This is a genomic window from Tuberibacillus sp. Marseille-P3662, from assembly GCF_900178005.1.
Classification (GTDB): domain Bacteria; phylum Bacillota; class Bacilli; order Bacillales; family Sporolactobacillaceae; genus Marseille-P3662.
In genome coordinates this window covers 1,007,844-1,020,434 of sequence record NZ_FXBS01000006.1, presented here as the reverse complement: position 1 = coordinate 1,020,434, position 12,591 = coordinate 1,007,844, and the positions used below count along the sequence as shown (strand labels likewise).

At 40.4% G+C, this 12,591-nt stretch carries 10 protein-coding genes and 2 tRNA genes; 10 read left to right on the top strand and 2 right to left on the bottom strand.

Annotation, left to right across the window (positions count from 1 at the left end):
• Window positions 1-40: 40 nt before the first annotated feature.
• Together B9Y89_RS13705 and B9Y89_RS13700 are read left to right on the top strand one after the other, a co-directional pair.
• Window positions 41-115: transfer RNA gene (locus tag B9Y89_RS13705), tRNA-Gly, on the top strand.
• Between the two features lie 6 nt (window positions 116-121).
• Window positions 122-192 (top strand) — tRNA-Ala (locus B9Y89_RS13700).
• 36 nt (window positions 193-228) lie between these two features.
• On the opposite strand, the gene B9Y89_RS13695 is transcribed toward B9Y89_RS13700, so the two are convergent.
• Window positions 229-1,233, bottom strand: a complete 1,005-nt coding sequence (locus B9Y89_RS13695; protein WP_085523764.1) for a LacI family DNA-binding transcriptional regulator — start codon at window positions 1,231-1,233, stop codon at window positions 229-231.
• A 180-nt stretch (window positions 1,234-1,413) separates the two neighbouring features.
• Between B9Y89_RS13695 and B9Y89_RS13690 the strand changes: the two genes are divergently transcribed.
• The 8 genes from B9Y89_RS13690 to B9Y89_RS13655 all read left to right on the top strand — a co-directional run bounded on the left by B9Y89_RS13690 (window position 1,414) and on the right by B9Y89_RS13655 (window position 11,252).
• Complete coding sequence (locus tag B9Y89_RS13690; RefSeq protein ID WP_085523763.1) at window positions 1,414-2,919, top strand: UxaA family hydrolase; 1,506 nt, start codon at window positions 1,414-1,416, stop codon at window positions 2,917-2,919.
• 31 nt (window positions 2,920-2,950) lie between these two features.
• Window positions 2,951-4,456 carry a tagaturonate reductase gene (locus B9Y89_RS13685; RefSeq protein ID WP_176222230.1) on the top strand — a complete coding sequence of 502 codons (1,506 nt, stop codon included), beginning with the start codon at window positions 2,951-2,953 and terminating at the stop codon, window positions 4,454-4,456.
• A 55-nt stretch (window positions 4,457-4,511) separates the two neighbouring features.
• Window positions 4,512-5,327, top strand: a complete 816-nt coding sequence (gene iolB, locus B9Y89_RS13680) for a 5-deoxy-glucuronate isomerase (protein ID WP_085523761.1) — start codon at window positions 4,512-4,514, stop codon at window positions 5,325-5,327.
• Window positions 5,328-5,342: 15 nt separating this feature from the next.
• Complete coding sequence (locus tag B9Y89_RS13675) at window positions 5,343-6,353, top strand: TRAP transporter substrate-binding protein (protein WP_085523760.1); 1,011 nt, start codon at window positions 5,343-5,345, stop codon at window positions 6,351-6,353.
• 61 nt (window positions 6,354-6,414) lie between these two features.
• Window positions 6,415-6,912: a TRAP transporter small permease gene (locus tag B9Y89_RS13670; RefSeq protein WP_176222229.1), complete on the top strand. Its 498-nt coding sequence runs from the start codon at window positions 6,415-6,417 to the stop codon at window positions 6,910-6,912.
• Window positions 6,913-8,193, top strand: coding sequence for a TRAP transporter large permease (locus B9Y89_RS13665; RefSeq protein WP_085523758.1), 1,281 nt, complete (start codon window positions 6,913-6,915; stop codon window positions 8,191-8,193). It begins immediately after the preceding gene.
• Window positions 8,194-8,232: 39 nt separating this feature from the next.
• Window positions 8,233-9,312: a M24 family metallopeptidase gene (locus B9Y89_RS13660; protein WP_085523757.1), complete on the top strand. Its 1,080-nt coding sequence runs from the start codon at window positions 8,233-8,235 to the stop codon at window positions 9,310-9,312.
• 17 nt (window positions 9,313-9,329) lie between these two features.
• The gene (locus B9Y89_RS13655) at window positions 9,330-11,252 is read left to right on the top strand and encodes a glycoside hydrolase family 28 protein (protein ID WP_139822809.1); all 1,923 of its coding nucleotides are present in this window, start codon (window positions 9,330-9,332) and stop codon (window positions 11,250-11,252) included.
• Between the two features lie 436 nt (window positions 11,253-11,688).
• Here B9Y89_RS13655 and B9Y89_RS13650 read toward each other — a convergent pair whose 3' ends face one another.
• The gene (locus B9Y89_RS13650; RefSeq protein WP_085524745.1) at window positions 11,689-12,546 is read right to left on the bottom strand and encodes a TetR/AcrR family transcriptional regulator; all 858 of its coding nucleotides are present in this window, start codon (window positions 12,544-12,546) and stop codon (window positions 11,689-11,691) included.
• Window positions 12,547-12,591 lie beyond the last annotated feature (45 nt).

Here is a 12,591-nt window from a genome sequence, read left to right as displayed (position 1 = left end):
AATTAGAGTAATTGATGGGGATAGTTATAAGGAATTATGTGCGGAAGTAGTTCAGCGGTAGAATACCACTTTCCCAAAGTGGGGGTCGCGGGTTCGAATCCCGTCTTCCGCTCCATTTCGTGGACGTAGCTCAGTTGGGAGAGCGCTTGCTTCGCATGCAAGAGGTCACGGGTTCGAGCCCCGTAAGCTCCACTAGTAACAAGGCTGTAAATGCTGATATACAAGCATTTACAGCCTTTTTTTAAGGTCACTGCATGACCCTCTATCATTAATTTGTGGTTCCAAGGCATGTGTAAATGGTGTTGCCATTGTCGCGGGATTCTCGATAAGATCTAGCAACATGTCAACCATTTGCTTAGATAACTGGTCAAGGGGTACCCCAACACTCGATAATGGGGTTTCTAAAATCCCCATATGTGGGATATTATCATAACCCATGATAGAAATATCTTGAGGGACACGAAGATTTAATTCTTTGATACCATGTAATATTCCCACACTGATTTCGTAGCTGCCACTAATGATCGCCGTCGTCTTATCTTTATACGCAAAGTGTTTTTTTACGGCACGGTAACCGTGATCCCAATCTAAACCTTTCGTATCAATAGAAAATGGTTTTTCTGAATTCAAACCAAATGCTTGAATAGCCGTTTCAAATCCTTTGTATTTTTCAATTTGTCTTCGATCAGAAGTGGACAAATGGCCAATATATGTGATATCTGTATGGCCCAATTGATATAAATAATCAACAGCAGCAAAAATTGCCTTTTGAGGGTTTGCAGAAATAGCGGGATAGGCATGGTGTTCTGGAACCCCGTAGGATAATATGGGCATATGTGAAACATTGTTTGGATCAATGGAACTATCCCAATCTTCTTCAAAAACAATAATTCCATCAACCTGAAAGCGTTTGAACATTTCAATCGCAGCATCCATTTTGTTAACCGATAAGATCATTGAATAACCGTTATCCTCAACTGCTTTGTTAACCTGAGTCACCAAAGACGATAAAGCAACCCGTTCAATCGTTGGCCATACAAGCCCGATCGTTTTACTTTTTTTAGAGACTAGATTTCTGGCAACAAAGTTAGGTGTATAGCCTAATTCTTTAGATGCCTTTAAGATTTTTTCTTTTGTTTCCGGTTTGACAAGTGGGCTATCATTAAGTGCTTTAGAAACGGTTGAGTAGCTAACACCTGACATCCGTGCAATATCTTTTATGGTCACTCCCATTTTCCAGTCCTCCATTAATTTTTTGAAATAAAAGGTTGAACATTTTTTGAATAAGGTATATGATGACTAATAACAACGTTGTTAATTGCAGTTTAAACTTTTTAAGAGCAAATAACAACGTTGAAATTTTCACCATTAAATAACAACGTTGTTATTTAAAAATGGGAGCTGTGATGTTAAATGACAAATTCATCCCAAATTCGAATTCATGATGATGATTCCGCTTTTATTACTTTGAAAGCGCAATCAAAAGGAACGACCTTAGTTGTAGGCAATTCCAAGATCACATTAAAGGAGGATGTTCCACAAGGGCACAAGGTTGCGTTGAAGCCAATCAGCAAAGGGGAAGATATTTATAAATATGGCTATCCTATAGGTATTGCGACAGAAGCTATTGGAAGTGGTGAATGGATTCATAGCCATAACATGAAAACAAAGCTTGAAGGTTTACTAGATTATGAGTATCAACCATCATCAGATAAAGCTGCCACATACAATCCCGTTGAAAACCGGACGTTTAAAGGGTATATCCGGGACAATGGTGAGGTGGGTATTAGAAATGAAATCTGGATTGTGAATACTGTTGGGTGCATCAATAAAACGGCTGAACTTCTAGCCAAAATGGGACAATCAACTTATGATACCTCTGATGGCATTGACGGTATTTATAATTTTCCGCATCCCTACGGTTGCTCACAGTTAGGTGATGACCTCCAAAACACCCAAAAGATACTTGGTGATTTTGTCAATCATCCCAATGCGGCTGGAGTTCTCGTTATCGGACTGGGATGTGAGAATAATAACATTAAAGCTTTTAAAGAAATTATTGGTCACTATGATCCTGATAGAGTTAAATTCTTATTCGCACAAGAAGCCGGTGATGAAATTGAGGAAGGCCTTCAGTTGATAGGAGAATTAGTTGAAAAGGCAGCGACATACAAACGACAGGATGTTCCAATATCCAAGTTAAAGGTTGGATTAAAATGCGGGGGATCAGATGGTTTTTCTGGAATAACCGCAAATCCTTTAGTTGGGGCTTTTTCAGACATGTTAATTGAACATGGCGGTACCACCATCCTAACCGAAGTTCCGGAAATGTTCGGTGCTGAACATGTCTTAATGGAAAGAGCGGCGGATGAGAAAGTATTTAACGATCTGGTCAGGTTAGTTAACGGATTTAAAGAATACTTTATCAAACATGATCAAGAGGTCTATGAGAATCCATCGCCTGGTAACAAAGACGGTGGCATCACCACATTAGAAGAAAAATCATTGGGGTGTGTGCAGAAGGGTGGTTTCGCGAAGGTAGAAGATATCATTCCTTATGGCAGTCGTGTATCAAAAAATGGTTTGAACATTGTCCAAGGACCAGGTAACGATTTGGTTTCTGTTTCAACTTTGGCAGCAGCGGGTGCTCATATTGTGTTGTTTACGACGGGGAGAGGGACGCCCTACGGCGGTCCTGTTCCAACAGTGAAAATGTCCACAAATAACCAACTGTACGAGAAGAAGAAGAATTGGATTGATTTTAATGCAGGTCCCTTAGCGGAAGATATAGAGATGGAAACGATCAAACGGCAATTTTTTGACTATATCGTCGATGTTGCCTCAGGGAAAAGCTTGACCAAAAATGAACAAAACGGTTTCAAGGAAATAGCTATTTTCAAAGATGGCGTGACATTGTAAGTCTTATTATATTGCGTGGAGGTGATCACTGTTGCAGCAACTCAATAAGCAAGTCGCAGAACATCATGACACGTTCTTGGAGGCTTATCCTGAAAAAATTGTGCAATTTGGGGAAGGGAATTTTCTAAGAGGGTTTATTGATTGGATGATTCATGAACTCAATAAACAGGGGTTATTTCAAGGTCGAATTGCAGCGATTCAACCCACACCTCATGGAAAAGTCGTTCCCAAGCTTAATCAACAGAATGGTCTTTATACCCTAGTTTTAAGAGGTGTGGAAGATCATAAAGAAGTTTTTCGAAGAGAAATTATATCCGCTATCAGTCGGGGAATTAATCCTTATAACCATTGGGAGGAGGTCCTTGATCTCGCTGAGAACCCTAGCATACAGTTTGTGTTCTCTAACACAACTGAAGCCGGATTACAGTATACAAAGGAACCTTTTACAAAAGGAGAAGCACCGCTCTCTTACCCCGGAAAACTAACCGCCTTTTTGTATCACAGATATCAAGTAACTGATGGAGCACGGGATGCAGGATTAACCATCATTCCGTGTGAACTTGTTAATGACAATGCAACCATTTTAAAACAAGCTGTGTTGAAATACTCCAATGATTGGGAGCTGCCTGCTGAGTTCATAGATTGGTTGGAGACTTGTAATGATTTTTGTCACACCTTAGTTGATCGCATTGTTCCGGGTTATCCCAAGGACGAAGCCGATCAAATGGAAAAGGACATGGGTTATCATGATGCTTTGTTAACAGTCGGAGAACCCTACCATTTATTCGCTATCGAAGCCAATGACCGCATTGCTCAGTCACTGCCGTTTCAGAAAGCCGGGCTTAATGTTCATTGGGCAGATGTCACACCGTTTCGTCATTTGAAAGTTCGGATACTGAATGGCGCACATACCCTCATGTATGCTGCTGCCTATCAAGCCGGAAAGGACACCGTTCTTGAGGCCATGGAGGACACCAATCTAAATGCATTTATCAAAGCCGGGATTTATGAGAACATATTGCCTGTTTTAAATATGAATGACCATGAAAAATATGCATTCGCTGATGCTACCGTTCAGCGGTTTCATAATCCTTATAATAGACACTACTTATTGGACATTGGCTTACATGGTGTTTCAAAATATAAAACTCGACTGTTGCCAACGATTCAGACTTGGATACAAGACCACAATCAACTGCCGAAAACGATTTGTTTTTCTTTAGCTTCAATCATAACGCTATACCGTTCAAATCAAATAGAAGATCATCATTTAATAGGAAGGCGAGATGACGGTGCAAGCTACACCATTCGCGATAATGCCAGTACGCTTAACTTCTTTAAGGAGGTGTGGCAGGATTATCAGTTCGGAACCAAAGATATTAGCGATGTCGTCAATGCTGTCCTAGCCAATGAAGAGCTATGGGACATGAATCTTACAACCATTGATGGCCTGCCAAGGGCAGTTAGTGAATACGTCCAATCCATTTTAGAAAATGGCATGGTGAAGGCGATTCATCAGTTTCTTAATCCACAATGAATGAGAAGATGATGCTTTTGTTGTAAGCGTTATCAAATCAGAGGAGGTTATTCTGTTGTTACAAACAAATCCATCCGTATTTTTTAAGTCGAGTCAAGAAGGGTTTAACGGTTATCAAGATATCATTAGCAGCGACTTTGAGCGTCTTAACTATTTAGCACTTGGGAAAATTGCCTTAGAAAAAGGAAAAGACTATGAGGGATTTACAGAAGAATATGAAACTGTTCTGGTGATTCTGTCTGGTAAAGCATCGGTGACTTGTCAAGACCATCAGTGGCATAACCTAGGGCAACGTAACGGTGTATTTGAAGGGAAAGCGACAGCCGTATATCTTCCATGTCAAGCTGATTATGCGGTTGAAGCGGAAGCGGATGTTCAGATCGCCGTTTGCAAAGCAAAGGCAGAAGATCAATTTGAACCGTTTGTGGTAACACCTGAGGATATTGTTATTAATCATCGGGGGAAAGATAACTGGACAAGAGAAGTTCATGATATTATCCCTGACAATGCTGAACACCGGGTGCAGCGAATCATACTCGGTGAAACCTATAATCACCCCGGCAAATGGTCCAGTTACCCGCCGCACAAACATGACAGAGATCAATATCCCGAAGAAGTGAAGTTGGAAGAAGTCTATCACTATCAAATCAATCCTGAACAAGGGTTTGGTGTCCAACTTCATTATACAGATGATGGTGACATTGATGATGCGTATACCGTTCGTCACGGAGACAGTTTTGCGATCGACAGGGGGTATCATCCCGTCGCAGCAGCGGGAGGCTATCAAGTCTATTATCTTTGGTTCCTGGGCGGGGAATCCCAACGTGCATTACGCCCCTTTGATGATCCAGAACACAAATGGTTGAAATAAAGGGGAGCCATTAGCATGAAAAAATTATCAATTTTCGGATTGTTGATACTATTGGCCATGAGTTTAATCGCGTGTAGTCAAAGTTCATCAAAGGCAAGTAACAGTAAGAATAATGGAAAAGAACAAATGGTCTTAAAACTTGCTGAAAACCAACCGGAGGATTATCCAACAACACTAGGCGCCAAGGAATTTGCTCGCCTTGTTAAAGAAAAAACAGACGGCAGAATTAAGATTAAAGTGTATGCCGGCGGCCAGCTAGGCGATGAGAAAAGTGTCATTGAACAAGTACAATTGGGTACTATTGACTTAGCCCGAGTGAACGCGACACCGTTAACCGAGTTCTCCGATTCCATTGGTGTTTTATCAATGCCATTCTTATTCCGGTCCGAAGAGCATAAATGGAAGGTGTTTAATGGGGATATCGGGCAAGAGCTGCTGAATTCATTAAAGTCTTCGAACATGATCGGGCTTGCTTATTACGATTCTGGTGCCAGAAGTTTCTACAACTCGCAACACCCTGTCAAAAAACCTGAGGATCTTAAGGGCCTTAAGATAAGAGTTCAGCAATCAGAGATGGCCATCGATATGGTAGAAGCATTAGGTGCATCAGCTACACCTATGGCTTTTGAAGAGGTTTACTCAGGAATTCAAACAGGTGTGATTGATGGTGCGGAAAATAATATTCCTAGTTACTTTACCACGGGGCACTATGAAGTGGCGAAATATTATACCATAAATAAACACTCATCTGTCCCTGAAATTGTTATTGCCTCAAGTAAACTTTGGGACAAATTGAGTGATAAAGATCAACAATTGATTCAGGAAGCCGCAAAAGAGTCTGTAAAGCTTCAACGAAAAGAGTGGAAAAAGCTTGTCGAAGCGTCACTAAAAAAAATTAAAGCCAACGGTAACGAAATGATTAAAATTGATGATACTTCTGCTTGGCGTGAGGCAGTTCAGTCGGTTTACGACAAATACGGCGATCAATTCGGTGACATGATCGAGAAAATCGAAAATGTAAAATAAAAACCGGGTGGGGGAGTGATTCTCTGCTCCCCCTACCATAAGTTTTGAGGAGAATGATATGATGAACCTATTTTTAAAAGTTTATCATTGGCTGAATCGACTAGTGGATGTTTTCGCGATGATTTTATTAGCAGCGATGACAATGATTATTTCATATCAAGTATTTATGCGCTTTATTTTCAATCATACCCCTTATTGGTCAAGTGAAACAACGTTACTTTTAATGGTGTGGTTTGGATTTATCGGTATGTCGATCGGATTTCGGGATCATCTGCATATCAGTGTTGAAGTCGTTTATAACAAAATGAATCCTATTTTTCGTTTATTTTGCGATATTTTGATTGATTTACTCATTATCGGCGTTGGCACTTTATTCGTTTCAGAGGGGTTAAGATTTACGGCACTCATGGGGAATTCAACCATGTCGGCTACGAAATTGCCATCAAGTTATTTGTATGCATCGATTCCCACAGCCGGTGTGCTTATGATTCTCTATGGCTTAATACTTTTAGTCAAACAATTGATAGTTTTAAAAATGCGTAAAGCGGGTGACAGTTAAATGGGCATCAGTATACTAATAGGATGTTTTATTCTACTTATTATGATTAGAGTACCCATCGCTTTAGCTTTAATTGTTTCTTCGTTGGCAACAGGTCTCTATCTAGATATTGACGTTGCCGCTTTAATGCAACGTATGGTGGGTGGGTTAAACGCTTTCTCCCTTATCGCAATACCGTTCTTTATTCTAGCCGGTGAGATCATGAATGAAGGTGGCATTTCCCGACGGCTGATCAACTTTTCCAACTTGATTATCGGTAAAATTCGCGGTGGCCTGGCTATGGTTAACGTTTTAACCAGTACATTCTTCGGCGGGATTTCCGGTTCTTCTGTTGCTGACACGTCGTCGGTTGGCTCTGTTATGATTCCAATGATGAAAAAGAAGGGATATGACACGGATTATTCGGTCAGTGTCACAGTTTCCAGTGCAGCCCAGGGCGTGATTATCCCGCCAAGCCATAATATGATTATTTATTCAATGGCAGCCGGGGGTGTATCCATTGGTTCGCTCTTTATAGGCGGACTATTACCAGGAATTATCCTAGGCTTAGCATTGATGATAACTACTTATATCATTGCTGTAAAAAGAAATTACCCAAAAGAGGAACGGGTACCAGCTAAAGAGGTTCCGAGGATTGTTTCTGAAGGTCTTATGGGATTACTAACACCGATCATCATTATTGGCGGCATTGTAAGTGGTGTATTCACGGCAACGGAATCCGCCGCGATAGCAGCCGTGTATGCCTTTATCATAACATTTTTTGTGTATCGAGACGTCCCGCTGTCACATGTTAAAGTTATTTTATTCAGAAGTGTGAAAACACTTTCAATGGTTCTATTTCTAATTGCGGCTTCGTCTCCTTTTGGATGGTTATTGGCATACTTACGCGTTCCGGCTCAAATTACAGAAGGATTGGTGAGCTTCTCGGACAATCCAATCGTGATTCTATTATTGATTAATATCATCTTACTCATGCTCGGGATGATCATGGATATGGCCCCATTAATATTGATTGCCACACCTATTTTATTACCTGTAGTTACAAGTCTGGGAATGGATCCCGTCCATTTCGGTGTTCTACTAATGCTTAATCTATCCATTGGATTAATTACACCACCTGTTGGATCGGCATTATTTGTCGGGAGCGCAATCGGGAAACTTCAGATTGAAAAATTGTTTAAATCGCTCATGCCATTCTATATAACCATGATTATCGTATTGCTTATTGTTACTTTTGTGCCACAAATGGTTATGTTTCTTCCCGATCTAATCGTTAATTAACGTTAGAATTTACAAAAAGACGTTGAGGAGTGAGTCCCTTTGACAAGCGAAACGGACTTTAAAATCGGCAGACTACGTTCATGGTTGGAAACAAGCGATTATGATGCTTTAACCCTAACGAGTCAAGCGAGTTTTTCCTGGCTAACGGGTGGCCGGGGACATATTGGGATAGCCAGTGACCAAGCTTGTGCAAAATTTATTATAACCTTAGATAACACAACCTTAGTGACGAATAACATTGAATCCCAAAGACTCATTGAAGAAGAGATACCGTGGCCATGCGACATTCAAACCTATAACTGGTTTGATCCGCAGGGTGAGCAACAACTTTTTGATGCTTTTCAATTCAAGAATCCGGTTCTTGAAAGTTCAGTTCTTTCGGACATAGCGCGTTTAAGACAGCCTTTGACAGCTGAAGAACAGGAAAGGTACAAAGCTTTGGGCAAAGATGTCGGAACGATTATTGAAAGGGTATGTGAGGATGTAAAGAGAGGAGATGCAGAGTTTGAAGTGGCTGCTAAGCTTGCAAGCCTTTGTATCCAATCATCAATCGAACCAGTAACTAATCTGATTGCGGCAGATGAACGGGTATTCTATTATCGTCATCCGTTACCAACGCGTCAAATGATTCAAAAATATGCTTTAATTGTTATTGGCGGCCGCCGCCATGGTTTAATTGCCTCAGCTTCCCGCCTCGTTCATTTTGGCAAGGTTCCAGATAACATTAAACAAAAACACCGTGCCGTCACCAATGTTGATGCAACGTTCATTACAGGCAGTCGACCGGGCGTTAAAGTTGCTGATTTATTTCATGAAGCGGCCTATGCATACAATTATTTCGGCTTTAAAGATGAGTGGAGATGGCATCATCAAGGAGGTTTAACAGGTTATGTTCCTAGAGAGTATCGGGCACATGGCCAATCAACTGAAGTAATCGGTGCTCATCAAGCCTTTGCATGGAATCCCAGCATTACAGGGGTAAAATCCGAGGATACCATTTTGGTCGGCACCGAAAACAACGACTTTTTGACCCGAACAAACCAATTTCCTGAGATTAAAATTGAAATGAACGGGGATCGTGTCTATAGACCTGACATTCTTGAAAGACACTCTTGTTAATGATAAGGAGGATAAAGATGCGAAAATTCTTTTTGTTGGCCATGATGTCGACTTTTATTTTAGGTGCCATTGGGGGCTTTCCAAATGGCACAAAGGCTGAAACAGCACAAGGTTGGGAGAAAGTCCCGAAAATTTTAGATAGCATTGAGTCTCCGACCTTCCCTGATCAAGACTTTCTCGTTACAGACTATGGTGCTGTGGGAAACGGAGAGACAGAGTCAACGGAAGCATTTAAAAAAGCTATTCAAGCGGCGCATGATGCAGGTGGTGGTCGTGTTATCGTTCCAGAGGGTACCTTTCTAACCGGCGCCATTCACTTAAAGAGTAACGTTAATTTACATGTCACAAAAGACGCCACGATAAAGTTTAGTCAAAATCCTGACGACTATCTTCCCGTCGTTAAAACGAGATTTGAAGGTGTAGAACTATATAATTATTCCCCGTTTATCTATACAAACGGTGTGAAAAATGTAGCAATCACCGGTCAAGGGATCCTTGACGGGCAAGGCGATAACAATCATTGGTGGCCCTGGAAAGGACAGGAGGAGCATGGTTGGGATGAAGGTGAACCTAGTCAGGGGAAAGATAGAGATCGATTATTTGAAATGGCAGAGAATGGCGTTCCCGTAAAGCAAAGGGTATTTGGTAAAGGCCACTATCTAAGGCCCAATATGATTCAGTTTTATAACAGCAATAATATTCTAGTTCGTGGCGTAACCATTCGCAATTCTCCAATGTGGCACATCCACCCGGTATTGTCAGAAAATATAACCATTGACAATGTTAGCATTATCGGTCATGGACCGAATAATGACGGCATTGACCCGGAATCGAGTCAAGATGTTCTGATTAAGGACGCTTTCTTCAATAACGGAGATGACAATATTGCCATTAAGTCGGGCCGGAATGCGGACGGTAGGCGGATTGATGTCCCAAGTGAAAATATCATCATTCAAGGCAATCACATGAAAGATGGCCACGGTGCGGTTGTAATGGGAAGTGAAATAACCGGGGGTGCCAGAAATATTTATGCAAGGAATAATCTTATGGACAGCCCAAATCTTGAAAGAGCTCTCCGCATTAAAACGAATTCGGTGAGAGGCGGTGTCATTGAAAATATTTATTTGAAGGATAATGTGGTTAAGAGTGTGAATGAGGCTGTTATTAAAGTCAATTTCCTCTATGAAGAGGGGGACGCCGGTCATTACACGCCCGTTGTCCGGAATATTGAAGTGAAAAATCTTCAAAGTCATGGTGGGGAATACGCCCTGCTTCTAAAGGGTTACAAACGCTCACCGGTTAGCAATATCCGAATCATCAATTCCACATTGAATAATGTTGATAAGCCAGCGTCGATCTCAAATGTGGAAAACTTAATGTTAGACAATGTCCGGATTAACGGACAACTGGTTACTGATTTATTAACGCCGGAAACCGCCGCGAAGATTATAGGGAAAACGTTACCTGATGGTTCTTACCTACACCAGGCAAAAGTAGAATTGACAGCTATGGATGATGTATCAGGTATTGATCACATTGAGTACCGTATCGGGGACAATTCCGACTGGACAACATATACGGAAGCATTCCTTATTTCAAACGAAGGCACAACCGACATTGAATACCGGGCAGTGGATCAAGCAGGTAACGTTGAGGCCATTAAAACGAAGACCGTTACGGTGAAACCGGCTAACTTAGATCACTTAACGAACATAATAGAAACAGGAGACATCGACCCGAAAGGTATTAGACAATCTATGCAGGCTCGACTAAGTAATGCCAGCCACGCTTTGTCAATGGGAAAAGAAACAGAAGGCTATAAAAAGCTAAAAAAATTAACGCAGTTTATTGGGAAACAACCTGCCCATCATATTCCCGTTCAAGTAAAAGAAGAGCTTACAAAAGTGCTGAATTATATAATGGAATACAAAACGATGTAAAAAATCGAATAAAATTCACTAACACAAAAAGAACGCGAAAATAAACGTTCTTTTTGTGTAGCATTTTTTCTTCAAGACTTTTTGTCATTTTGGTAGAATAGTTAATAGTGATATGTTCAAACTTACGTGGATGAAGTGAGGGGACAAACCGTGGTAGACATTTTTGTATTAGTCATCTTAATCGTATTTTTATTTGACTTCACCAAAATGAGAAAACAAAATCAAACAATAATCAAACAAAACGAAAAAGTTATTTCTCTGTTGGAAGAGATTAAGAATAACCAAAATTAAACGCAAAGAACAACTGCACAATGATATACTATACAAGCGACCCAACTATTATTTAAAAGGTCGCTTTTGTTATATAGTATAACGGCATAAATATTTGAAATCATTATCCTCATGGATATAGACTTTCAATTTTCTAATTATTGGTCTATTCAGTATCTATATGATAATATAACTCCATCTTTTTCTTCAATTCTATGGCTTCTGGGTAACTGTCAAGGTTTGTCAACATTCCTTTGATGACAGGCATTCGGGGGGATTTTCGCTTCATTTCCTCCTCCAAAACATCAATCGTAACCCTAAGATCTTCGTTGTTTGTCTTTTCTTTCAGTTGATCAATCGCTTTCTCCACTGATATTTGATCTACTTGGTCAACACTTCGCCGGATAAGTTCATCCATTTCATTCCTAGATAGCACAGGACGTTCCTTCGTATCGAGAAGGCCTTCCAATAAATCATCGGCCCGGTTAAGCATGAATTGCGAAAGGTATTTCAGGTCGATGTTAACTGTTTCTAAGGTGATCAGATCAAGGTAAGAATGAAACGTTCCCTGCAAAATACATGTTAAATCCCAAAGGTAAGGTTTGACACGTTCTCCATAAATGTCAAGGAGGTTTTTCTTATAAAACATATAGTGATTCGCTTTTATATTCTTTATAAAATGTGCGATATCTTCATTGAAAGGGATGGCCTGCTCCCTAACTTGCATGATAATAAATTCTTTATGTTCCTTCATTTCATGAAAATAAACCGTCAACTGTTGCTGGAATTTTTCACGGGAAGGTAAATTTTTATTTTCTATATCTTGAATCTTGTTTTGAATACGTTCGTAATAATAGGTGAAAATCGCAAACAATAAAGCATCTTTTGATTTGAAATATAGGTAGAAAGCTCCTTTAGACATACCGCTTTCTTGGACGATCTCCTGAACTGAGGTAGCAGTGAACCCTTTGCTAGCAAATAGTTTAATGGCCGCTTCTATAATTAACTTTTCTTTTTCTTTCATTTTATATCCTCCTAGAAAGGATCTTTCCTTTGTATTATAAACAAA